Origin of the sequence: Hyphobacterium marinum, from assembly GCF_036330325.1 — a bacterium.
Classification (GTDB): domain Bacteria; phylum Pseudomonadota; class Alphaproteobacteria; order Caulobacterales; family Maricaulaceae; genus Hyphobacterium; species Hyphobacterium marinum.
This window is the reverse complement of record NZ_JAZDRO010000002.1, coordinates 305,609-326,244: the sequence shown is the minus strand read 5'-3', so window position 1 is coordinate 326,244 and position 20,636 is coordinate 305,609. Positions and strand designations below refer to the sequence as shown.

Sequence of the window (20,636 nt, the reverse complement as noted above, 5' to 3'; positions counted from 1 at the left end):
CGCGCGGGTCCCACGCCAAGGACATGAAACGAGACCGACATGACCGCCCTGCATCTGCATGACACGCTCACCGGAAAGAAGCGGGTTTTCCAGCCCGGCGACCCCTCACGTGTGACCATGTATGTCTGCGGTCCGACGGTGTGGGACTATGCCCATATCGGAAACATGCGCCCGCCGGTCGTGTTCGACGTGCTGTTCCGCCTGCTCCGTCGTACCTACGGCGAGGATGCCGTCATCTATGCGCGCAATTTCACCGATATCGACGACAAGATCATCGCCGCCTCGAAGGAGAGCGGGGAAGACATTTCGGTCATCACCGGGAAATTCGCCCGCATCTATCTCGAAGACACCGGGGCGCTCGGCGTGCTGGAGCCGAACCTGTCGCCGAAAGCCACCGAACACATCCCGCAAATGGTCGCGATGACGGCGAAGCTGGTCGAGGCGGGCCATGCTTATGAGACCGAAGGCCATGTCCTCTTCTCGGTGAAGAGCTTTGAGGACTATGGCGCGCTCGGCAAACGCGACATGGACGAGATGATCGCCGGGGCGCGCGTCGAGGTCGCAAGCTACAAGCGCCACCCCGCCGATTTCGTGCTGTGGAAGCCGTCAAAGGACGACGAGCCGGGCTGGGACAGTCCTTGGGGGCGCGGGCGTCCGGGCTGGCACCTGGAATGCTCGGCCATGACCGAGGCGCATCTGGGTGAGACGATCGACATCCATGGCGGCGGGCAGGACCTCGTCTTCCCGCACCATGAAAACGAGATCGCGCAATCGGTGTGCAGCCATGGCGGCGCGCCGATGGCCCGCTACTGGCTCCATAACGGCTTCCTGTCGATGGATGCCGAGAAGATGTCGAAATCGCTCGGCAATGTGAAACTCGTCAATGAGCTGAAAAAACGCTGGCCGGGCGAGGTGCTCCGCTATGCGATGCTGACCGCGCACTATCGCGCCCCGCTCGACTGGACCGATGCCCTGCTCGAACAGGCGACGAAGAGTCTCGACCGGCTCTATGGTGTGCTGCGCCGGATCCCGGCCGAGGCCGGGGCGGACGTGCCCGACACGGTCGAAGCCGCGCTGGCCGACGATCTCAATACGCCCAAGGCGCTCTCCGCGCTCTTCGCGCTGGCCGGTGAGGCCAATCGTGCGACGGATGAGGGTGAGCGCTCACGGCTGGCCGGAGCGTTGCTCGCGGGCGGCGCGGCGCTGGGCCTATTGCAGGATGATCCGGACGCGTGGTTCGGGCTGGCTGGCATGGACACCGCCGAACGCGCGCGCATCGACGCGCTCGTCACCGGCCGCAATGCCGCGCGCAAGACGAAGGACTTCGCAAAGGCCGACGCCATCCGCGACGAACTCACCGCGCTCGGCATTTCGGTCGAAGACGGCCCGGAAGGCTCCGTCTGGCGGAAGGGGTGAGCGTCACTGGCTTTCGTTTTCCCGACGCAAGTCGGGACCCAGCCTGTTCTGGATTCCTGCCTTCGCAGGAGCCGCGTGGAGTTTGCATCTAAAACGGCGTCATCCCCCGGCGTGTCCGGGCGATCTCAAGGGGCGTCATGCCCCGTAGCAAATCGCCAACTTTTCCCCTATATCCCCAACCGTCATGGACGATGCGCTTTATTCCAGCGCGCTGTTGCGCCTTGCGGCGGAGATTCCGCACATCGGACGGCTGGCCCGCCCGGAGGGGTCCGCGCGCCGTGTGTCGCGCCTGTGCGGTTCGGCGGTCGAGGTTGATCTCGCCGTGGAGAACGGCCGCATTGCCAATATCGGTCTTGAGGTGAAGGCCTGCGCGCTGGGACAGGCCTCCGCCTCGGTGCTCGGCGCGAACGCCATCGGGGCGAGCCTTGACGAGATTCTGTCCGCCCGCGACGGCCTGGCCGCCATGCTGAAGGGCGGACCGGTGCCGCAGGGACGCTTCGCCGACCTTTCCGCGCTCGAAGGCACGCGCGCCTATCCGGCCCGCCATGCCTCGATCCGTCTTGCCTTCGAAGCCGCCGCCGAGGCCTTTCTCAAGGCGCTGGATACGACTGAAACCACCACCGTGACCGGCTAGGGCCGGCCGCTCCCGCTTAGCCGGCGGAATGCAAGCGGACGGTCCGGTAAAACCCCAGAAACCACCAAAAACATCAGAAATATGCCCGGCCAGCCCAACAACACCGACGCAATTGGTGGACAGGGCGCGGCGCGGCGTTAAAACGCGAGACCGGACATGATCGGTCACAAGGAAAGGATGATGCGGGCAAAAGGCCCGGCGGGCCTGATGCTGATCGGCGCACTGCGCGTGTATCAGTATACGCTCTCGCCGCTCTTCTACGCGCTGGGGGTGCGCTGCCGTCACGAGCCGAGCTGTTCGGCCTATGCGGTGGACGTGGTCCGGGCGCAGGGAGCCTGGCGGGGCGGCTGGCTGGCCGCCGGACGTGTCGCGCGTTGCCGCCCGGGCGGTACGCACGGCTACGACCCCGCACCGGAAATTCCGACCGATGTACCCTTTTGGGCGATAGGCCGCTTTCGTGAACGCGCTAGAACCGACGAGGCGCCGGGCACGGCAAAGGACAAAGACAGATGATTACGATTACGCTCCCCGATGGAGCCCAACGCGAACTGCCCGACGGCGCAACGCCCGGTGACCTGGCGGAGAATATCTCCAAGTCGCTGGCGAAAAAGGTCGTCATCGCCAGGGTGGACGGGCAGGACTGGGACCTGACCCGCCCCATTGGCGGTGATGCCAAGGTCGAGCTTGTCGTGCGCGACAGCGCTGAAGGGTTGGAAGTCATCCGCCACGACACGGCGCACATTCTCGCCCAGGCGGTGCAGGAGCTTTTCCCCGGAACCCAGGTCACGATCGGCCCGGCCATCGATGACGGCTTCTATTACGATTTCGCCCGCGACGAACCGTTCTCGACGGAAGACTTCGACGCGATCGAAAAACGCATGGCCGAGATCGTCGACCGCGACCTGCCCTTCGTGCGCGAGGTCTGGGACCGTAATGACGCCATCGCCCATTTCGAGAAGATCGGTGAAAAGTACAAGGCCGAGCTGATCCGCGACCTGCCGGAAGACGAGGTCATCACCATCTACCGCCAGGGCGACTGGATCGACCTCTGCCGGGGGCCGCACCTGCCCTCGACGGGCAAGATCGGCAAGTCATTCAAGCTGATGAAGGTCGCCGGGGCCTATTGGCGGGGCGATCACCGCAACGCCATGCTGCAACGCATCTACGGCACGGCCTGGGCCAATGACGCCCAGCTGGCTGAACACCTCCACCGCATCGAGGAAGCCGAGAAGCGTGACCACCGCAAGCTCGGCCGGGCGATGGACCTCTTCCACATGCAGGAAGAGGCGCGCGGCATGGTGTTCTGGCACGACAAGGGCTGGACGCTCTGGCGCGAGCTGGAGAATTACGTCCGCCGCCGCATCCAGGCCGCAGGCTATCAGGAGGTCAAGACGCCCACGGTGATCGACCGGTCGCTGTGGGAGAAGTCGGGCCACTGGGAGAAATTCCAGGAGCACATGTTCACCTCGCAGACCGAGGATGGCGACGTGCATTGCCTCAAACCGATGAACTGCCCGGCGCACGTGCAGATCTTCAATCACGGCCAGACGTCCTACCGCGACCTGCCGCTGCGCATGGCCGAGTTCGGCTCCTGTCACCGCTATGAGCCGTCGGGCGCGCTGCACGGGCTGATGCGGGTGCGCGGCTTCGTCCAGGACGACGCCCACATCTTCTGCACGCCGGACCAGGTCGCCGAAGAGGTGAAGGGCTGCATCGACCTCATCAATGTCATCTACGCCGATCTCGGCTTTGAGGACGTGACGGTAAAATTCTCCGACCGGCCCGAAACCCGCGCCGGATCGGATGACGTCTGGGACAAGGCCGAGGCCGACCTGCTGGCCGCGACGAAAGCCGCGGGCGTCGATGTCATTCACAATCCCGGCGAGGGGGCGTTCTATGGTCCCAAGCTGGAGTTCGTGCTGCGCGACGCCATCGGCCGTGACTGGCAGTGCGGCACGGTCCAGCTCGACTTCGTCCTGCCCGAACGTCTCGGCGCGGACTTTGTCGGCGAGGATGGCGAGAAGCACCGTCCGGCGATGATCCACCGGGCGATCCTCGGCTCATTCGAGCGCTTTGTCGGCATTCTGATCGAGAACTATGCCGGCAAATTCCCGCTCTGGCTGGCCCCGACCCAGATCGTCGTCGCGACGATCACGTCCGAGGCTGACGAGTATGCCCGTCATGTCGAGAAAGTGCTCAAGGCCGCGGGCCTCAGGGCCAAGGCGGACCTGCGCAACGAGAAGATCAACTACAAGGTCCGCGAGCACTCGCTGGCCAAGGTGCCAGTGATCGCTGTTGTCGGGGCCCGCGAGGGCGAGGAGCGGACCGTGGCGCTGCGCTATCTCGGTGCGGAGGACCGCCGCCAGGAGGTCCTTCCGCTCGAGGATGCAGCCACCCGGCTCAGAACCGAAGCGACGCCGCCTGACCTGCGGCAGGGCTGAGCGCGGGATCGGACACTGACCGGATGACAATCGCGACGACAGGCGGGGCGAGAGCAGGCATTGCGGCGATAACCGTCTTTGCCCTCTCCTTCATCATGGCCGCCGCGGGCGGCCTGATGGTTGCTCCGCTTGTCTTTCTCGGTGGTCTTGCGGCCCTGCCGATCAGCGCGATCCGGGATTTCCGCAAGGACGTTCCCTGGGAAGCTCTCATCGCAGCGCTCTTTCTGTGCTGGGCCGCGGCGACCTGGTTCTGGTCGCCCTATGAGCGCCCAGACCAGATGCTCAAACTCATTATTGGCGTGCCCTTCTACGCGGCCTTTGCGGTTGCCTGCGCCCGGCTTGAAGGGCGCTGGAAGGCCCGGGCCGAAAGTGCCTTCCTGTTCGCCACGTTCGCCATGGCCTTCCTGTTTCTGATGGAAGCGGTCACCGGCGGGGCCGGAACATGGGCGGTCAAGGACGCGCTGGAAGACTTGCCCACTGGTGTTGACGCCGCCACGGATCGCCATTTCCAGAACATGGTGTTCAAGAGCCTCGGCCATGGCGCACTCCTGCTGATCCTGATGGCCGGTCCTGCCGCCGCTCTGGCCTGGCGCGAAGGCGGCCCGCTGATCGGCATGGTGCTTGTCGCGGTGACGCTGATCGTCAGCTTCGCCTTCTCCACCGAAGTCAATATCGTCGCTGTCTCGATCGCGATCGTGGCGGCCGGACTGACCTATTGGCGGCCGCGCGGCATGCTGTCGGCCCTGTTCGGGTCAATCGCGGGTGCATTCGTGGTCGTGCCGCTGACCTTGCCAGGCCTGGCCAGCCTGATGCCGCAAAGCGTGCGCGACGCGCTGCCCTTTTCCTGGGATATCCGGCTGGAGATCTGGACCTATGCTGGCGATACGCTACGCGAACGGCTGTGGACAGGCTGGGGGTTCGACGCGTCGCGCGTGATCAATGACGAGGGTGTGATTCGCGGTGACACCTTCCAGCTTCTGCCGTTGCATCCGCACAACGGTCCCCTGCATGTCTGGCTGGAGACCGGGGCCTTCGGGGCGATGCTGCTGGCCTTTGCGCTGGTAATGGTCGGTGGACGAATAGCGGGTGCTCCGCGTCTGTCGCGCCTGCAGGCTGCTTCCATCGCCTGGGTGGCGTCGGCCTATTTCGCGTTCGTCTTCTTCAGCTACGGCGTCTGGCAGGAATGGCATATGGCCGCGCTGGGCTTGGCCATGGCCGGCGTGGCCTTCCTGGGAGCAAGGACCCGGGCCCGATGACCGCGCCCCGCGTCAGCGTCGTCATGGTGTCCTGGTACACCGGACCCAGCCTGTCGGAATCGGTCGCGGCAGTCCTGGCTGCACCGGGCATCGCGGAATTCGTCCTCGTCAATCACGGCAACCCGTCAGAGGTGAGCGCCGAATTGCGCGCCCTTGCCGAAGCACATGACAAGCTGGTCCTGATCGAAACCAATGCCAATCTCGGTTTCGCCCGCGGGTGCAATATCGGTGCGGACCGGGCGACCGGCGATTATCTCTTCTTTCTCAACCCTGATGCCATTCCCCAGCCGGGAACGACGCGCCGCCTCGTCGCGACCGGTGAGGCGCTGGACCGGCCCTTCCTCGTCGGGGCGCTGATTGCCGGGGAGGACGGTGTCGAGCAGCGCGGCGCGCGGCGCGGCGAGCTGAACCACTGGTCCGCCTTTGTCGGGTTCTTGGGCTTGCAACGTTTCAAGCCTGTCTTCGGTGAGGCGTTCCGCGACATTCACCGCGAGCACGAACCCTTGCCCGAAACGGCCGAGGCGGTACCGGTCACGTCCGGGGCGGCGATGCTGATGCGGCGCGACGATTTCAACGCGCTTGGCGGGTTCGACGAGCGCTATTTCCTCCATGTCGAGGACATTGATCTCTGCCGGCGCGTGCGCGAGGCTGGGGGCGAGGTCATGTTCGAGCCGCGCGCGCGGGTGCTCCACTACGGCTCGACCAGCGAGGCGAGCCGGTTGCGTGTAGAATGGTCAAAGGCCCGCGGCCTCGTCCACTATTTCTGGAAATTCTATCCGCGCCCACTGGGGCGTCTGACGACGATTTTGCTGACCCCGCTGATCGTCGGCGGCGTGATGGCGCGTGCCGTCCTGTTGTCGCTGTTCCGGCGCTAGCCCGTTTTCGGAAAACCGCCAGCTTTCGCGACCATCGACTGGATCGGGTGTTTCAACCCTTCGGTTTCCAGCCATTTCGCGGTCTCGATCATGCCGTCGAGATCTATGCCGGTTTCAAAGCCCGCCCGGTGGAGCATGTAGACCACGTCCTCGGTCGCGACATTGCCGGTGGCCTTGGGTGCAAACGGGCATCCGCCAATCCCACCGCAGGATGCGTCGATGACGTCAATGCCGGATTCCACGGCCGCATAGACATTGGCCAGCGCCGTATTGCGGGTGTTGTGGAAGTGCATGCGCAGCGTCGTGTCCGGTGCCGCCGCGCGAACCGCGGCGATCCGCTCGCGAACATCCCACGGGTTCGCGACGCCGATCGTGTCACCCAGGGCGATTTCAATCGCGCCGGCTTTCGCTGCGCGTCCGGCCAGCATAGCGACACGGTCGATGGGCACCTCGCCATCAAACGGATCGCCGAAGGCGACCGAAATTGTCACCGAGACCGGGACACCATCGTCATGGGCGAGGACCGCGATCCGGTCGAACAGGTCGGCGGTTTCCTCCGGCGAGGCGTTCTGGTTGCGCTGTCCGAAGCCGTCTGACGCGACCATGACGAAATTGACCTCGTCACATTTCGCATCAAGCGCGCGGCGCATGCCGCGTTCATTGAGCGCCAGGCCGATATATTTCACACCGTCGCGGCGCGGAACGGCGGCCATGACGGCATCGGAATCGGCCATGGCGGGGACCAGTTTCGGGTGCACGAAGCTCGCCGCTTCCATGCGTTTCACGCCCGCCGCGATCAGCCGTTCGACGAATTCGACTTTCACCTCGGTCGGCATCAGAACGGGATCGTTCTGCAGCCCGTCGCGCGGTCCGACTTCGACGATTTCGATGGGGCGGCTCATGGTGTTTCAGGTCCTTGGGGGCAGTTGTGCAGGCGTACGATCAGCACGGTCTCATCACCGCGCGAATAGTTGACGCCAGCGAGTTCACGCTGGCCGCAGACGCCGGTCTCCAGCGCTTCCAGCACGGCAATGTCGTCACCGGCGCGTGAGGTGTCCTCTATCGTGATATGGGGGCCGGGAAGCGCATTCGAAAGAGTGGCGAGGTCCGCCCACTCGGCTAGCCGTGTCTCCGTGCCAAGGGAAAATACGAGGCTGGGTTCGGTATAGGTCGACACGACCGGCAGGGCGCGGCGGTCGAGACCGCGCTCGCCAGCCATTTCCGAGATCGCTGACCGGGCGCGCTCGGCGAGACGCAGATCGTCCGAGGCCGAGACCGCAATCCCGCGTGCCGCCATGTGCCAGGCAAGGCCCGCGATCAGCGCCAGCAGCAGGGCACTGGCGGCCCGCCCGCGCACCAGTTCGGTCAGCGCCCCGAGTGCGGGAAGGGCAAAGGCCGCCGCGACGAGTCCGCCCATCACCCAGCCCGGGCCATATATTCCCGGCACGGCAGCGATGAGCGCCGTCAGGATCACCACGCCAAAGAGGCCGGGCAGGGCATAGGCGGCGCGTATTCCCGCCCCACTGCGCGCAAATGTGTGAATCCCCCAGCCGGCGATCAGGGCCAGTGCCGGATAGGCGGGCAGGACGTAGTGCGGGAGTTTCGTCGGCAGGAATTCGAACACCAGCCAGACCGGAATGGCCCAGGCGAGCAGGAATCGTGCGGCACCAGCCTCGGTCTCACTCAGCTTGCCGCGCAGCGCGGCGACAGTCTGGCGCACGCCGGGAACCAGAAAAAACACCGCCGGGACGAAGAGAACGGGCAGGAGGAGGAGATGATAGCCCGGCCAGCCGCCATGGCGTTCATGGCCGGAGACCAGCTTGGGTCCGAGGTCATCGCCAAGCGCCTCGCGCAGGAAATCCCCGCCGGTCGCCAGCTGGACCGCGACCAGCCAGGGCAGGGCGATGGCAACGGCCAAAAGCGGCCCCGGCCACCAGAGGAGGGGTTTCAGCCAGCCAAAGCGGCGCTCCCACACCACCAGGACCAGGATGGTAAGCCCGGCCACCATGGGCGTGACGGGTCCCTTGATGAGGATGCCCGCTCCGATGGCGGCCCAGAAGAGGAGGGCGGTTTTCTTTCCGCCTCCGGCGCGCAGATTGGCGAGCGCAGCCATGGCGAGCGTGGTCAGCCCGGCAAGCATCGCATCGGTCTTGGCGATCCCGCCCTCAATGCCGAGGAGGACCGTCACGGCCAACAACGCGGCCCCGGCAAGCGCGGCTTCGCGCCCGACCAGTCTCGATCCGCTCCAATAGCAGGCGAGCGCAGCGAGAATCGAGCCGAGGACTGACGGGATGCGATAGCTCCACATCGCCCGTGCTTCCGGACCGGTCAGCAGACCGGTGGTCACCGCCTGCATCCAGTGAATGCCCACTGGCTTCTTGTTGCGAGCCTCCTCCTGGAAGCGGATCTGCACGAAATCGCCGGTCTCCAGCATTTGCGCCGTGGCTTGGGCAAAACGCGACTCATCGCGGTCGAGCGGGGGCAGGGTGAAAACGCCCGCCAGCGCCGCTAGCGCGGCAAGGAGCGCGATGAAAACCATAGGCCGGCGTTGGAGGCTGGAAGGCAGCATGATCATCGTCCCTGCAAGGCCTGGCGGCGTGAGGGAGGGAAAACCCCTCGCACGCGCGTCAAAAACGGGTATGTAACGGGGACTGCCCACCTGCAAGCCACGAGACGCCGTTTTCCCATGCCCCAGCCCGTCGAGATTTCCATCGTCGTTCCCGCTCATAATGAGGCGGGCAATGTCACTGAGCTGGCGCGCGAGATCGCCACGGCGCTGGACGGCCGTGCCTATGAGATGATTTTCGTCGACGACCGCTCGAGCGACACCACGCTCGCTGAACTTCAGGCGGCAAAGGCGGAATTTCCCGCGCTGCGCGTATTGTCGCACAGGCAAAATGCCGGTCAGTCGCGCTCGGTGCGCACCGGAATCCTGCATGCGCGCGGCCGGGTGATCGGGACTCTGGACGGCGACGGCCAGAATCCGCCCGCCGATCTGCCGCTTCTGATCGATGCGCTGACCCGCCCCGATGCGCCGGAGGATTTAAAACTGGTCGGGGGCCGGCGCGCGAAACGCCAGGATTCGGCGTGGAAAAAGCTGGCATCCCGCATCGGCAATGGCGTGCGCAAAAGCCTGCTGAACGATGACGCCGACGACACCGGTTGCGGACTTAAAGCCTTCTACCGGGACGCTTATTTGCTCCTGCCCTTCTTCGATCACCAGCACCGTTTCCTGCCCGCTTTGATGAAGCGGGAAGGGTTTTCCTGCGAGTTCCGGGATGTCTCCCATCGGCCACGGGGGGCGGGACAATCGAAATATACGAACTTCGGTCGGCTTTTCGCCTCATTGGCAGACATGATAGGAATGATCTGGCTCAACGGGCGTGCCCGCAATCCGGGTGGCACCGATGAGGTGTGAAAAGGAGTAAACAATGGCCAATGGCGGTGATCAGGGGTTCTTCCTGGGCATGATGGCCGCCCGCCGCGCGCGAGAGCAGCGGCAGGGCGCAGCCGGAGCCGGCCAGAAATCAGGGGGTGGAGCCTTGTTCAATATATTTCCGAAGATGGTGATCCCGATCATCATCTACGCCATCATCGCCTTTATCGGCGGGGCGGACACGATGCGGGCGACACTGTTCGAAGTGCCGATGGTATCGAACGTCAACTGGGCGCTGACGACCGGCGACCTGCTGCTGGTCCTCGGACTGGTCTTCCTCTTCATCGAAATGGTGAAGTCGGCCGGATCGGGTACGTCGACCATCGTCAATCACGGCCTGTCCATGGTCGTGTTTGTCATTGCGCTCGCCCTTTTCCTTCTGGTCGGGCAATTCGCAACATCGACCTTCTTCGTCCTGATGTTCATGACGCTGACCGACACGGTTGCCGGCTTCGTGGTGACCATCGTGGCCGCACGCCGCGACCTGGCGGTCGCCGACGGCTAGGCGAGAAACAGGAACAGGCTGGCTGCGACGCTCGCGTCGATCCAGAAGGCCAGCCGTTTCGAGAACCGGGCTTCGGCCTTCATGCGCGCCGCTCCTCTCTGGGGGGCGGCGCGACTGATTCCAGCGGACGCGCATAGGCGCAGTGATAGCGGTTCCGCTCGCTGGTCTCGGCCTTCAGTCCGCGGCGGCGCGGCATCGAGGCCAGGGTGTAGATGGCAGCCGCGTCGAGACCGGCGCGCGCAGCAGCATCGCCACCGCGGGTCGGGACTAGCGAGAGGCGCGCCGGGTCGCGGCGCGGCTGCCGGTTGGACGGATCGGCGGCCGGAGCAACCGGCGTGACACGCTGGTCGCTCGAGGTCGGGACATAGGTGAGGAGGCCGCTGATCGTCGTCATGACCCCCACATCGCAATCGCGATGCCAGTTGTTAAGGGCGCGTTAACCCTTTTTGACAGCTGAGAAGGCCTGCAGGTGCGCGATTCCGGCGCACTGCGGGACGGTGCGTTAGGACTTTCGTAACGATTTGGGACGGGTGAGGAGTGGGCCTCAGCTTCCGGCCAGCTTGTCGAGCTTGGCTTTCATGGCATCGAGCTCGGCACGCAGGGCGTCAATCTCGCCGTCGTCCTCTTCCGGCGCCGGGTCGGGCTGGGGCATCGTGCCCATCCCGCCAGCAGCGGCGAACGGCATGAAGGTCTTCATAGCGTCCTGGAACATCGCCATGTTGCGCTTGGTCTGTTCCTCGATCGCGCTCATTGCGGTGGCCGGATTGGACATCGCCCCGGCGAAGCGTTCGCGCATGGCTTCCTGCTGCTGGGCGAAGCTCTCCATCGACATCTGCAGGTAACCGGGAACGACCGTTTGCAGGCTGTCGCCATAGAAGCCGATCAGCTGGCGCAGGAAGGCGAGGGGGAGAAGGTTCGCGCCCTTGGCTTCCTCCTCGAAGATGATCTGGGCGAGCACGCCGCGGGTCAGATCCTCGCCGGACTTGGCATCAACCACGGTGAACTCGATATCGCGCTTCACCAGATCGCGCAAATGGTCGAGCGTCACATACTTGCTGCTCGACGTGTCGTAGAGACGCCGGTTCGCATATTTCTTGATGACGATCGCGTCGGTGGTGTCGTCGCTCTTGGCCATGTCAGCTATCCCTGTCGTCATACGCGTTATGCGCGATCGCCGGACCGGTTTGCCTCGACAATCGCGCGCGCCTCATTCATTACGATCATCGCGATCATTTAGGTTTGCTGCAAGCGCGAGGCGCAATGCCCTGCTGCGGCGCAACATTTGAGAAGGAGTTTTGGCATGGGACGCAGAGCCCTGGTCACTGGCGGAACGCGCGGCATCGGCGCAGCAATTTCCATCGCGCTGCAGAAGGCGGGCCACAGCGTGGCGGCCAACTATGCGGGCAATGACGAGGCCGCGAAGGCCTTCGCTGACGAGCACGGGATTGCCGTCTTCAAGTGGGATGTCGGTGATTTTGCTGCATGCGAGGCGGGCATCCGTGAGGCCGAAAAGGCGCTGGGTGGTTCCATCGAGATTCTCGTCAACAATGCCGGCATCACCCGCGACGGCATGTTTCACAAGATGACGCCGGAAGCCTGGAACGACGTGATCCGCGTCGACCTGACCTCGCTGTTCAACATGACCCGTCCGGTCATTGACGGCATGCGCGAAGCGGGCTGGGGCCGTGTCGTCAACATCTCCTCCATCAACGGCCAGAAGGGCCAGATGGGCCAGGTGAACTATTCGGCTGCCAAGGCCGGCGTGATCGGTTTCACCAAGGCGCTCGCCCAGGAAACCGCGCGCAAGGGCATCACGATCAACTGCGTCGCGCCCGGCTATATCAACACCGACATGGTCGCCGCTGTGCCGCAGAACGTGCTCGACTCGATCATTGCTGGCATCCCGGTCAACCGCCTTGGCGAAGCCGAAGAGATCGGTGCCGCCGTGGTCTATCTGACCGGCGACGATGCGGGCTTCATCACGGGTGCGACGCTTGCCGCCAATGGCGGCCAGCACATGGCGGGCTAGCTGTCGCTTTTGTGCAACGGCGGGACGGTCACGTGCGGAAACCGCACCTGTCCCGCCTCAAAAGCGCCCCTTTAGGCCAGCATTCCGGCCCGCGATGAACTGGTGGATTTCTTCCATAGCGATGGCCGTGGCCGGCTGCGTGCTGATTGCATCCAGCGCCGCGCCGAACACGGATAATCCGCTGCGCCGGCGCCTGACCGAAGAGCGCACGGAAGCCAACACCGTGTCGCGATTCGAGCGTACCGACGGTGGCGGCGGATTCGTGCTCGACCGCTCCGGACCGGTCATTCTCTTCCTGCCGGACCGCGCCGATGAGGTCCTCGCGCTGGATGTGCGCCGGTCGGCGGGTGGCGGTACGTCCCTCGTCACCGACTGGGGACAGGAAGTGTTGCGGATCAGCGTTGTCGGCGGTGCAACCCTTTACACCGAGGACGCGCCTGACGGTGTCATTGCCGACGCGTGGGAGCCGGCGCGTCCGCTGCGACCGCAGCGCCGCACGATCGACGACGTCATCGCGCTCGCTGAACAGACCGCCGTCACGCTCCAGGAATTGTTGAGTCACCCGGTCCAGGTCGATTACGGCGCAACGCCGCACGACGGGCTGGGCGTGGTCGCCGAAGCCTTGCAGCTGACCGTGGCCGGCATCCGGCTCGCGCAGGACCGTAACAGTGCCATGCTGGCCCGGCTGCAGCGCGTGCGGATCGTCTCGGCCGGTGCGCCCGATGCCCGCTTTGACGGCGAACTCCTGGAAATCCGGATCGATCCGCTCGCCGGTCACGCCGGGCGGCCATCCTCGGAACGCATCGCGATGACCCTGCTGGGCGGTCCGGCCCCGGCCTAGGACGTTGCGCTAGCCGGGCGACCAGCCGTCCTTCGCCATCTCGAACCCAGAAAACTCGAAGCCTGGCGCGACCGTGCATCCGACCAGCGTCCATGCGCCGGTTGAGGTCGCCGATTGCCAGGCCATCTCCGGAAGCACGACCTGCGGGATTTCGCCCCTGGCGAGGTCAGGGCCTAGGTGATGGGTGTCGATCCGTTTGCCATCTTCACTGACTGCCAGCTCCAGCGGCGCACCGGCATAGAAATGCCAGGTCTCGACCGCATCGACGCGGTGCCAGGCCGACGTCACCCCTTCGGGCAAAAGGAAATAAATTGCGGTTGACCGCGCCCGCCCGTCCGGGCCCGGCACATCGCGGAAGGTCTCGCGGAAATATCCGCCCTCGGGGTGCGGCGCGAGACCCAGCTTCGCGATGATCGCTTCGGCGCTATCCATCAGAACCGGTCCTTCTGTGCGCGGGCCTCGGCGAAGTCTTCGGCCGTACGCGCCAGCAGGAAGGGATTGGCCTCTTTCTCCTTGCCAAGCGTCGTCGGTACGGTCGCTTCGCCGCGTGCGCGGCGCGCGTCGACCTCGCGGGAATAGCGCTGCAGGGCGGGATTATCCGGGTCGATGCTGAGCGCGAATTTCGCATTCGCCTGCGTGTATTCATGGGCACAATAGAGCGTTGTCTTGTCTGGCATCGCCGCGAGGCGCGAGAGGCTCTTGAACATGTCCGCCGGCGTGCCTTCAAAGAGGCGGCCGCAACCGAGCGCGAACAGCGTGTCGCCGACAAAGGCCGTGTTCTGGTCTTCAAACCAGTAGACAACATGGCCGGTCGTATGCCCCGGCGTGTGCAGGACCTTGGCGCTCGCTTCGCCCAGCTGCACCGTATCGCCTTCGCGCACTTCCACATCGATGCCGTCGATCCGGTGCGCGTCATAGGCCGGTGCGATGATGCGCGCCCCGGTGGCGGCCTTCAGCGCCAGATTGCCGCCCGCATGGTCGAAATGGTGATGCGTGTTCCAGATCTGCGTGATCGTCCAGCCGGCCTTTTCCGCCTCGTACTGGATGCGGTCGGCGTCGGGCGTATCGATGCAGGCGGTTTCGCCGGATACGGGCTCGTGGACCAGGAATCCGTAATTGTCCTGCAGACAGGGAAACTGGCGGATGAGGAGTTCGGTCATGGCGTACTGTCCTGCATATGGCCAGCGCTTGCTTTTGGTCGCTGAAAGTCCAACCTAACACCCGTCTGCTACCGCCGCGAACCGGGAATATCCATGCGCCGCGACGCCGTTGAACTCGAACGCTTCTACCACTCGCCGCGCGGCGAGACCGCCGAGGCCATGATCTGGCGGCGGATCAGCGTCCTGTGGCCCGACATGCGGGACCTCGATGTACTGGGCCTTGGGTTTGCGCCGCCGCTTCTGGACCGGTTTGGAGATCAACCGCGGCGCAGCGTGGCCTTCATGCCGGGACCGCAGGGCGCGATCATCTGGCCGGGCGGCGAGGCCAAGTCTCGCACCGCGCTGGGCGATGAATGCCGCCTGCCTTTCCCCGATGCGCTCTTTGACCGCGTGGTCCTGCTGCATGCACTCGAGGAAGTGGACTCGATCCCTGCCTTCCTGCGCGAAGTCTGGCGCATCACCGCCCCGCAGGGCCGTGTGGCGCTGATCGTGCCGAACCGCTCGGGCCTGTGGGCCCGCGGCGACGCGACGCCCTTCGGGCATGGCCGACCGTTTTCCAAGAGCCAGCTTCAGGATGTGCTCGCCGACTCCGCCTTCGAGGCGACGGCCTGGTCGCGCGCGCTCTATGCGCCGCCCTTTACCTGGTGCTGCAAGGGGGCCCGGGGTGAATTCTGGGAGGCGACCGGCGAAAAACTCTTCTCGCGCCTGTCCGGCCTGATCCTTGTTGAAGCGGTCAAACGGGTTGCGGCCCTGACACCGCGCGCAGCGCGCGCGAAGGAGATTCGCATCCGCGGTCTTGAAGGGGCCGGGGCCCGCACTGTATCTCGTGGCGGCAAGCCCGCATCCCGCACTTCCCGAACGGACAATCCATGACCCTCGAACCGCGCCCCGGCATTCTCGACATTCGCCCCTACAAGCCCGGTGCGGCCGACGCGCCCGGCATCGCCAACCCGGTCAAGCTGTCGTCGAACGAAAATCCGCTCGGCTGCTCTCCCAAGGCGCGCGAGGCATTCGAGGCGGCCGCGAAATCGCTGAACCTCTATCCTGACGGCGGCGCGGTAAAACTGCGCGCCGCGATTGCCGAAATGACCGGCCTTGAAGCTGACCGGATTGTCTGCGGCACGGGATCAGACGAGCTGCTTCAACTCCTGGGCCGGTCCTATCTGGGGCCCGGCGACAAGGTCGTGCAGTCGCAATACGGTTTCCTCGTTTACCGGCTTGTCGCGATGCAGTCGGGAGCCGAACTCGTCAGCGCGCCGGAAACGGATTATCGCGCCAGCGTTGATGCGATTCTCGAAGCGGCTGGCGACGACGCAAAGATCGTTTTTCTGGCCAATCCGAACAATCCGACCGGCACCTATCTTCCGGGCGATGAAATCCGCCGACTGCATGCCGGCTTGCCGTCAACGACGCTGCTCGTCCTTGACGAGGCCTATGCCGAATATGTCGACGAGGCCGATTACGAGACCGGTGTCGACCTCGCCCGGAACCATGACAATGTCGTGGTCACGCGGACCTTCTCCAAAATCCATGGCTTGGCCGCCCTGCGTCTGGGTTGGGCCTATGCCGACCGGTCGATCATTGACGTGCTGAACCGCGTGCGCGGACCGTTCAACGTGAATGCACCGGCCATCGCCGCTGGAACCGCCGCGATCCGCGATACCGAATTTCAGCGCCGGTCCGCCGAGCACAATCGCGAACAGCTGGCCTTCCTGCGCCAGCAGCTGGGCGGGTTGGGCCTGGACGTGACGCCGAGCGTAGGCAATTTCGTGCTCGTGCACTTCCCTGACACGGACGGAAAACGCGCCACCGATGCCGATGCCTTCCTGACGTCTAGAGGGCTGATCCTGCGCCCGGTTGCGGCTTACGGCATTCCCCACGCGCTGCGCCTGACCGCCGGGACAGCGGTGCAGAACCGCGCCGTCGTTAACGCGCTTGCCGAATTCCTGAAAGCCTAGTTTTCGGCGAGCGAACCGGTTTCGCCCAGGCGGACCGGGCCGAGATAGATGCCCCCATTGCGCAACAGCAGCGGCAGGGCCGAACCGCGCTCGTCCCGCGGTGCTGCCTGGGACAGCAGGCGCAAGGCGCGCGCGTCATCAGCGGAAATGACGCCGCTGGATTCCAGGCGGTCGGCGACGAGGCCGGGATCGAGAAAATACAGGCTGAGGCGGCCTTCGGGACGAAGCTGACCATCCAGCGTGATGTCGCCCTCGGCCGAGATATCGAGATCGCCCCAGTCCAGACGTGTATCGAGAATGACCATGCGCCCGCGCGCCCGGGCCCACTCGCCGGCATCACCATTGCGCGCAAGCTCGGGCCAGTGTTGGATGGACAGGCCGAGTTGCGCCAGGGCGACATCCTCGCCAAACGCCTCGCGCAGGCGGCCATCACCGAATTCGGGGTTCAGGCGAATCTCGCCAAAGGCGGCTCGGACCTGCATGATTCCGTCGTCATTGCTTTCGGCGACCAGGCGCATGCGTTCCGCCGAACGGACCGGGCGGGGTTCGCCCTCGAGCGTCAGGATGTTCAGGCCGTCGAGCTCAACCCCGAGGCGTTGCGTTGACCGTCCGTTACCGGACAGGCTGATCCGGGCGTGTGTGGCTTCGACCCGGTGAACACTGCGCACCGGCGTCGGCCAGTCGACCATGATCGGTGTCCCGACATCGACGATCCAGCGTGAAAAGTCATAGGGCAGGGCGTGGGCCGTCAGGCGTTCGGCATCTGCCGTCCAGCCACCTTCGGTATCGGGAGCCTCGATATGGGGCCGGTCGATGACGACTTCGAACCGGTAGGGAAAGCCGCCGACATTCAGGCGCTCGCGGGTGATGACATAGCCGGCCGCGCCCTGTTCATCGATCCAGGCTTCAGTCGAGGCGATGATCTGGCTGCGGGCATAGAACCAATAGCCGGTATAGGCCATGAACAGGCCAAGAATGATGAGGGCGAGGAGAAGGAAGCGGCCTCCGATCGCGCCGCGCTTGAACCGGTTCATTCTGCAAGGGTGCCATGGCGGGCCGCCAGCTCGGCAGATGCAGTCTCGATACGGTCTTCAAGCAGGCTCATGAACTCGTCTCTCGGCAGGCCGGGGCCAATCGGTGGCAGGAATTGCACGGTGATGCAACCGGGACGGCGCAAAACGCCGCGTCCCTGCCAGAAGAAGCCCGAATCGAGTGCCGCCGGCACGCAGGGCACTTTCATCGCCGAATAGAGGCCCGCCACGCCGGGTTTGTAGTCGATCCGGGCACCGGGCTTCGTCCGTGTGCCTTCGGGGAAGATCAGGATTTGGCGGCCTTCAGCGGCCCGTTTGCGGGCGTCGGACAGCATCTTGCGCAGCGCCTTGGCCGCGGCGCCGCGGTCCACAACGATATTGCCCAGCTTCTGGGCGAACCAGCCGAAGAAGGGCAGCCAGGCCAGCTCCTTTTTCAAGATGATCGCGGGATCGTCCAGGATCTGCCAATACGCCAGTGTCTCGAACATGGACTGGTGTTTCGACGCGATCAGCGCGCCGCCTTCGGGCAGATGCTCGCGCCCTTCCACCACATAGCGCAGTCCGCAGATCACGCGCAGGCCACCGAAAATCAGGGCCAGGTAGATGCGGAAATAGACCCGCGACCAGCTGCGTGGAAACAGCAACAGCCAGATCCCGGCAATCCCCATGACGACCATCAGGCCGTACATCCAGATCATGAAGAGAAGGGAGCGGATCAGGGTCATCAAACTGGCCTCAGGCCCGGCCGGCGAGGATTTCGCGGCCCAGTACGGCGACATATTTCAGGTATTCCAGCGTCCAGCGCTGAGCCGAGCGAAGACTGGCCCAGGGGCGGTGCGTCTGGACCGGATAGGCGATCAGGTCGGTGTCGGGCAGTATCGCGGCGAGTTCCAGAAGGCTGCGCGGAATGTGGTAGTCCGACGTCACCACGATAATCGAGCCGAACTGGTGGTTTTCTACCCATTGCGCAATTTCCCGCGCATTGCCCGCCGTATCGGCGGCTTCACGGCCGAGATCGACGCAACAGGCAAAGCGGGCCGTGTCGACCGACATCGCGGTACGCAATTCCTCTTCAGTCACGTCGGGATGAACACCGGAAATCAGCAGCCGGGCCCCGCGCTGGTCTTCAAGAAGCGTCGCCGCATTCTGCAGTCGCCCGTCGCCCCCGGTCAGGACCACGATGGCGTCCGCGCGCGGCGCGTCGGGAACCCCGATCGAGACGACCCGGCCCGCATACATCGCGAACCCGGCCAGCGCAGCGAAGACCACCAGAAAGGCGGCCAGGCGCAGCAATCCGAGCAGGCCCGGTAACGAGGGAGACGAGGAACGGCGCGGCATGGTGGGACAGTGTTACTCCGGCTCGGGCAGACCTGTGAATCGTCTTGCGCATGATGGCGGCAATTGTGTGTTTTACCAACGCTTGCGCAAATCCTCCGCAACCGCCAGGCGGGCCGAGAGTGAGGCGACCAGACCGGCGAAGAGCGGGGCCGCGATGAGGGCGAGGATCTCCAGCGGAGTGATCGCGACGGCGGGCAGGAAATACTCCGCGCCGCCACCGCCCCCGTAGATCACCAGAACCGTGACGGCCGCGGCGAAGAAGGCCCCGGCGGCTCCGGCCTTGACGCCCAGCAGGAAGAAGCGCCGCTCGAACAGCGCAGCGATATAGCTGTCTTCCGCGCCGACCAGGTGCAGCGCGTCCGCGACGTCCCGCCGTGCCGCCAGCGAAGCCCGTGCGGCGAACGCGATCACAGCGGCGGCCGCCCCGACAATCAGGGCCAGAAGACCGAGCGCCAGTAGGCGGGCCAGCCGCGTCGAGCGCGCGACAGCCTCGATCCAGCGGGCATGGTCGTCAATCGCGGCGGTGATCCCGGCCTCGACCAGCGCGGCCTCGAGTGCGGCGACGGGCGGGGCTGCCCCATCTTCAAGCCGGACATCGACCAGCAGCGGTACCGGAATGTCGGCGGGGAGATCGCCCCCCAGCCAGGGTTCGAGCAGGGCAGCCGACTGGTCACGCGACCGGGCCGACGCCACCGCCACCCCGTCCAGCACCGCGGCCATGGCGGCGGCTGTTTCCGCGTCTGCAGCGGCATCGCGCCCGTCGACCGGGCGGATCTGGATCGTGATCGCACCGCGCAGATCGGCGGTCCATTCCTCGGACGCAGACCACGCCCCGCGTGCGCCGATGGCGGCCAGGCAGGCGAGAAACACCAGAATCGACGCGACCACGAAAAGCGGCCGGTCGCGCCCCGAATCCGGTGGCAGCAGGCGGGCCGGCTTTCCCGGTGGAGGGGTGGGGCGGGATGTGTCTTCGCTCATGCCGCGCGTGTCCCCTTCACGCTCAGCCGTCCGTCGGCGAGCGTCAGGATTGGCACGTCGAGCGCCCGCACCAGCGTGATGTCGTGCGTGGCAATAAGGACTGTCGTCCCGAGCTTGTTCAGTTCAGTGAAAAGGCGCAGCAGCCGCCGCCCCATGGCCGGATCGACATTGCCGGTCGGTTCGTCGGCGACCAGCAGTTCGGGCTGGCCGACAATCGCCCGCGCAATCGCGACGCGCTGTTGTTCGCCGCCGGACAGCGTGGCGGGCTGGGCGTCCATCTTGTCGCCAAGGCCGACCCAGGAGATCAGCTCGGCCACATCCTCGGCGTATTCGGCGCGCTTGCGGCCCGCGACGCGCAAGGGCAGGGCGACATTCTCGAACACGTTGAGATGGGAGAGCATCCGGAAGTCCTGGAACACCATGCCGATTCGCCGCCGGACATGGGGTAATTCGCGCCGGGAGAGCGACGCCGAATCACCCCCGAAGTGCGAAATCAGCCCGCGGGACGGTTTCCGGGCCATGTAAATCAGCCGCAAAAGCGTGGTTTTACCGGCCCCTGAGGGTCCGGTGAGGAATTGGAAACTACCTCGCGGTAGATCGAAGGTGATGTCCCGCAGAATCTCCGGGCCGCGTCCGTAACGCATGCCAACCGAGTCGAAGCGGACGACGGGTTCGGCGAGGGCCTTCGGGGCAGGATTGGCAGGCGGTTCGGTCACGGTAGTCCTATCGTTACCCGCC

23 protein-coding genes are annotated in these 20,636 nt (G+C 65.1%); 12 read left to right on the top strand and 11 right to left on the bottom strand.

Annotated elements, in window-relative coordinates; all coding sequences use genetic code 11:
* The first annotated feature begins 39 nt into the window (after positions 1-39).
* From cysS to V0U35_RS06625, 6 genes are all read left to right on the top strand, one after another.
* Complete coding sequence (cysS, locus tag V0U35_RS06650) at positions 40-1,416, top strand: cysteine--tRNA ligase (protein ID WP_330195897.1); 1,377 nt, start codon at positions 40-42, stop codon at positions 1,414-1,416.
* Positions 1,417-1,600: 184 nt separating this feature from the next.
* Complete coding sequence (locus V0U35_RS06645) at positions 1,601-2,050, top strand: iron-sulfur cluster assembly scaffold protein (protein ID WP_330195896.1); 450 nt, start codon at positions 1,601-1,603, stop codon at positions 2,048-2,050.
* Between the two features lie 156 nt (positions 2,051-2,206).
* On the top strand, positions 2,207-2,563 hold the full coding sequence (yidD, locus tag V0U35_RS06640) for a membrane protein insertion efficiency factor YidD (RefSeq protein WP_330195895.1): 357 nt from the start codon (positions 2,207-2,209) through the stop codon (positions 2,561-2,563).
* Positions 2,560-4,491 carry a threonine--tRNA ligase gene (gene thrS, locus V0U35_RS06635; RefSeq protein ID WP_330195894.1) on the top strand — a complete coding sequence of 644 codons (1,932 nt, stop codon included), beginning with the start codon at positions 2,560-2,562 and terminating at the stop codon, positions 4,489-4,491. The genes yidD and thrS overlap by 4 nt, the downstream gene beginning before the upstream one ends.
* A 23-nt stretch (positions 4,492-4,514) precedes the next feature.
* Positions 4,515-5,747, top strand: coding sequence for an O-antigen ligase family protein (locus V0U35_RS06630; protein ID WP_330195893.1), 1,233 nt, complete (start codon positions 4,515-4,517; stop codon positions 5,745-5,747).
* Positions 5,744-6,622: a glycosyltransferase family 2 protein gene (locus V0U35_RS06625; protein WP_330195892.1), complete on the top strand. Its 879-nt coding sequence runs from the start codon at positions 5,744-5,746 to the stop codon at positions 6,620-6,622. The genes V0U35_RS06630 and V0U35_RS06625 overlap by 4 nt, the downstream gene beginning before the upstream one ends.
* Here V0U35_RS06625 and V0U35_RS06620 read toward each other — a convergent pair.
* Positions 6,619-7,524 carry a hydroxymethylglutaryl-CoA lyase gene (locus V0U35_RS06620; RefSeq protein ID WP_330195891.1) on the bottom strand — a complete coding sequence of 302 codons (906 nt, stop codon included), beginning with the start codon at positions 7,522-7,524 and terminating at the stop codon, positions 6,619-6,621. The two genes, V0U35_RS06625 and V0U35_RS06620, sit on opposite strands and share 4 nt — an antisense overlap.
* The gene (locus V0U35_RS06615) at positions 7,521-9,191 is read right to left on the bottom strand and encodes an ArnT family glycosyltransferase (protein WP_330195890.1); all 1,671 of its coding nucleotides are present in this window, start codon (positions 9,189-9,191) and stop codon (positions 7,521-7,523) included. Before V0U35_RS06615 ends, V0U35_RS06620 begins: the two co-directional genes overlap by 4 nt.
* A 117-nt stretch (positions 9,192-9,308) precedes the next feature.
* On the opposite strand from V0U35_RS06615, the gene V0U35_RS06610 reads away from it, so the two are divergent.
* Positions 9,309-10,040: a glycosyltransferase family 2 protein gene (locus V0U35_RS06610; RefSeq protein WP_330195889.1), complete on the top strand. Its 732-nt coding sequence runs from the start codon at positions 9,309-9,311 to the stop codon at positions 10,038-10,040.
* A gap of 13 nt (positions 10,041-10,053) precedes the next feature.
* A complete protein-coding gene (locus V0U35_RS06605) occupies positions 10,054-10,563 on the top strand; it encodes a hypothetical protein (protein ID WP_330195887.1) in 510 nt (169 codons plus the stop codon).
* A gap of 79 nt (positions 10,564-10,642) precedes the next feature.
* Here the strand turns inward: V0U35_RS06605 and V0U35_RS06600 are convergent, their stop codons facing one another.
* On the bottom strand, positions 10,643-10,957 hold the full coding sequence (locus V0U35_RS06600; RefSeq protein ID WP_330195886.1) for a hypothetical protein: 315 nt from the start codon (positions 10,955-10,957) through the stop codon (positions 10,643-10,645).
* A gap of 150 nt (positions 10,958-11,107) precedes the next feature.
* A complete protein-coding gene (gene phaR, locus V0U35_RS06595; RefSeq protein ID WP_330195885.1) occupies positions 11,108-11,698 on the bottom strand; it encodes a polyhydroxyalkanoate synthesis repressor PhaR in 591 nt (196 codons plus the stop codon).
* A gap of 165 nt (positions 11,699-11,863) precedes the next feature.
* On the opposite strand from phaR, the gene phbB reads away from it, so the two are divergent.
* Both phbB and V0U35_RS06585 read left to right on the top strand, forming a co-directional pair.
* Positions 11,864-12,592 (top strand): acetoacetyl-CoA reductase, encoded by a 729-nt coding sequence (gene phbB, locus V0U35_RS06590; RefSeq protein ID WP_330195884.1) that lies wholly within the window; start codon positions 11,864-11,866, stop codon positions 12,590-12,592.
* 94 nt (positions 12,593-12,686) lie between these two features.
* Positions 12,687-13,433 carry a DUF4908 domain-containing protein gene (locus tag V0U35_RS06585; RefSeq protein WP_330195882.1) on the top strand — a complete coding sequence of 249 codons (747 nt, stop codon included), beginning with the start codon at positions 12,687-12,689 and terminating at the stop codon, positions 13,431-13,433.
* Between the two features lie 9 nt (positions 13,434-13,442).
* On the opposite strand, the gene V0U35_RS06580 is transcribed toward V0U35_RS06585, so the two are convergent.
* Positions 13,443-13,865 (bottom strand): cupin domain-containing protein, encoded by a 423-nt coding sequence (locus tag V0U35_RS06580; protein WP_330195881.1) that lies wholly within the window; start codon positions 13,863-13,865, stop codon positions 13,443-13,445.
* Complete coding sequence (gene gloB, locus V0U35_RS06575) at positions 13,865-14,593, bottom strand: hydroxyacylglutathione hydrolase (protein WP_330195880.1); 729 nt, start codon at positions 14,591-14,593, stop codon at positions 13,865-13,867. The genes V0U35_RS06580 and gloB overlap by 1 nt, the downstream gene beginning before the upstream one ends.
* Before the next feature lie 93 nt (positions 14,594-14,686).
* Between gloB and V0U35_RS06570 the strand changes: the two genes are divergently transcribed.
* Together V0U35_RS06570 and hisC are read left to right on the top strand one after the other, a co-directional pair.
* Positions 14,687-15,466, top strand: coding sequence for a class I SAM-dependent methyltransferase (locus V0U35_RS06570; protein ID WP_330195879.1), 780 nt, complete (start codon positions 14,687-14,689; stop codon positions 15,464-15,466).
* Positions 15,463-16,551, top strand: coding sequence for a histidinol-phosphate transaminase (hisC, locus tag V0U35_RS06565; protein ID WP_330195878.1), 1,089 nt, complete (start codon positions 15,463-15,465; stop codon positions 16,549-16,551). Before V0U35_RS06570 ends, hisC begins: the two co-directional genes overlap by 4 nt.
* Here the strand turns inward: hisC and V0U35_RS06560 are convergent.
* The 5 genes from V0U35_RS06560 to ftsE all read right to left on the bottom strand — a co-directional run bounded on the left by V0U35_RS06560 (position 16,548) and on the right by ftsE (position 20,614).
* Positions 16,548-17,585, bottom strand: coding sequence for a DUF2125 domain-containing protein (locus V0U35_RS06560; protein ID WP_330195877.1), 1,038 nt, complete (start codon positions 17,583-17,585; stop codon positions 16,548-16,550). The genes hisC and V0U35_RS06560 overlap by 4 nt on opposite strands.
* Positions 17,582-18,307 carry a lysophospholipid acyltransferase family protein gene (locus tag V0U35_RS06555; protein ID WP_330195876.1) on the bottom strand — a complete coding sequence of 242 codons (726 nt, stop codon included), beginning with the start codon at positions 18,305-18,307 and terminating at the stop codon, positions 17,582-17,584. Before V0U35_RS06555 ends, V0U35_RS06560 begins: the two co-directional genes overlap by 4 nt.
* A gap of 10 nt (positions 18,308-18,317) precedes the next feature.
* Positions 18,318-18,920 (bottom strand): YdcF family protein, encoded by a 603-nt coding sequence (locus V0U35_RS06550; protein WP_330195875.1) that lies wholly within the window; start codon positions 18,918-18,920, stop codon positions 18,318-18,320.
* A 72-nt stretch (positions 18,921-18,992) separates the two neighbouring features.
* A complete protein-coding gene (locus V0U35_RS06545; RefSeq protein WP_330195874.1) occupies positions 18,993-19,898 on the bottom strand; it encodes a cell division FtsX domain-containing protein in 906 nt (301 codons plus the stop codon).
* On the bottom strand, positions 19,895-20,614 hold the full coding sequence (ftsE, locus tag V0U35_RS06540; RefSeq protein WP_330195873.1) for a cell division ATP-binding protein FtsE: 720 nt from the start codon (positions 20,612-20,614) through the stop codon (positions 19,895-19,897). Before ftsE ends, V0U35_RS06545 begins: the two co-directional genes overlap by 4 nt.
* Positions 20,615-20,636 lie beyond the last annotated feature (22 nt).

What these genes read in the sequence shown, in the direction of transcription:
- cysS (WP_330195897.1), top strand. Translation starts at nt 40, where the DNA reads ATGACCGCCCTGCATCTGCATGACACGCTCACCGGAAAGAAGCGGGTT.
- V0U35_RS06645 (WP_330195896.1), top strand. Translation starts at nt 1,601, where the DNA reads ATGGACGATGCGCTTTATTCCAGCGCGCTGTTGCGCCTTGCGGCGGAG.
- yidD (WP_330195895.1), top strand. Translation starts at nt 2,207, where the DNA reads ATGATCGGTCACAAGGAAAGGATGATGCGGGCAAAAGGCCCGGCGGGC.
- thrS (WP_330195894.1), top strand. Translation starts at nt 2,560, where the DNA reads ATGATTACGATTACGCTCCCCGATGGAGCCCAACGCGAACTGCCCGAC.
- V0U35_RS06630 (WP_330195893.1), top strand. Translation starts at nt 4,515, where the DNA reads ATGACAATCGCGACGACAGGCGGGGCGAGAGCAGGCATTGCGGCGATA.
- V0U35_RS06625 (WP_330195892.1), top strand. Translation starts at nt 5,744, where the DNA reads ATGACCGCGCCCCGCGTCAGCGTCGTCATGGTGTCCTGGTACACCGGA.
- V0U35_RS06620 (WP_330195891.1), bottom strand. Translation starts at nt 7,524, where the DNA reads ATGAGCCGCCCCATCGAAATCGTCGAAGTCGGACCGCGCGACGGGCTG.
- V0U35_RS06615 (WP_330195890.1), bottom strand. Translation starts at nt 9,191, where the DNA reads ATGCTGCCTTCCAGCCTCCAACGCCGGCCTATGGTTTTCATCGCGCTC.
- V0U35_RS06610 (WP_330195889.1), top strand. Translation starts at nt 9,309, where the DNA reads ATGCCCCAGCCCGTCGAGATTTCCATCGTCGTTCCCGCTCATAATGAG.
- V0U35_RS06605 (WP_330195887.1), top strand. Translation starts at nt 10,054, where the DNA reads ATGGCCAATGGCGGTGATCAGGGGTTCTTCCTGGGCATGATGGCCGCC.
- V0U35_RS06600 (WP_330195886.1), bottom strand. Translation starts at nt 10,957, where the DNA reads ATGACGACGATCAGCGGCCTCCTCACCTATGTCCCGACCTCGAGCGAC.
- phaR (WP_330195885.1), bottom strand. Translation starts at nt 11,698, where the DNA reads ATGGCCAAGAGCGACGACACCACCGACGCGATCGTCATCAAGAAATAT.
- phbB (WP_330195884.1), top strand. Translation starts at nt 11,864, where the DNA reads ATGGGACGCAGAGCCCTGGTCACTGGCGGAACGCGCGGCATCGGCGCA.
- V0U35_RS06585 (WP_330195882.1), top strand. Translation starts at nt 12,687, where the DNA reads ATGAACTGGTGGATTTCTTCCATAGCGATGGCCGTGGCCGGCTGCGTG.
- V0U35_RS06580 (WP_330195881.1), bottom strand. Translation starts at nt 13,865, where the DNA reads ATGGATAGCGCCGAAGCGATCATCGCGAAGCTGGGTCTCGCGCCGCAC.
- gloB (WP_330195880.1), bottom strand. Translation starts at nt 14,593, where the DNA reads ATGACCGAACTCCTCATCCGCCAGTTTCCCTGTCTGCAGGACAATTAC.
- V0U35_RS06570 (WP_330195879.1), top strand. Translation starts at nt 14,687, where the DNA reads ATGCGCCGCGACGCCGTTGAACTCGAACGCTTCTACCACTCGCCGCGC.
- hisC (WP_330195878.1), top strand. Translation starts at nt 15,463, where the DNA reads ATGACCCTCGAACCGCGCCCCGGCATTCTCGACATTCGCCCCTACAAG.
- V0U35_RS06560 (WP_330195877.1), bottom strand. Translation starts at nt 17,585, where the DNA reads ATGAACCGGTTCAAGCGCGGCGCGATCGGAGGCCGCTTCCTTCTCCTC.
- V0U35_RS06555 (WP_330195876.1), bottom strand. Translation starts at nt 18,307, where the DNA reads ATGACCCTGATCCGCTCCCTTCTCTTCATGATCTGGATGTACGGCCTG.
- V0U35_RS06550 (WP_330195875.1), bottom strand. Translation starts at nt 18,920, where the DNA reads ATGCCGCGCCGTTCCTCGTCTCCCTCGTTACCGGGCCTGCTCGGATTG.
- V0U35_RS06545 (WP_330195874.1), bottom strand. Translation starts at nt 19,898, where the DNA reads ATGAGCGAAGACACATCCCGCCCCACCCCTCCACCGGGAAAGCCGGCC.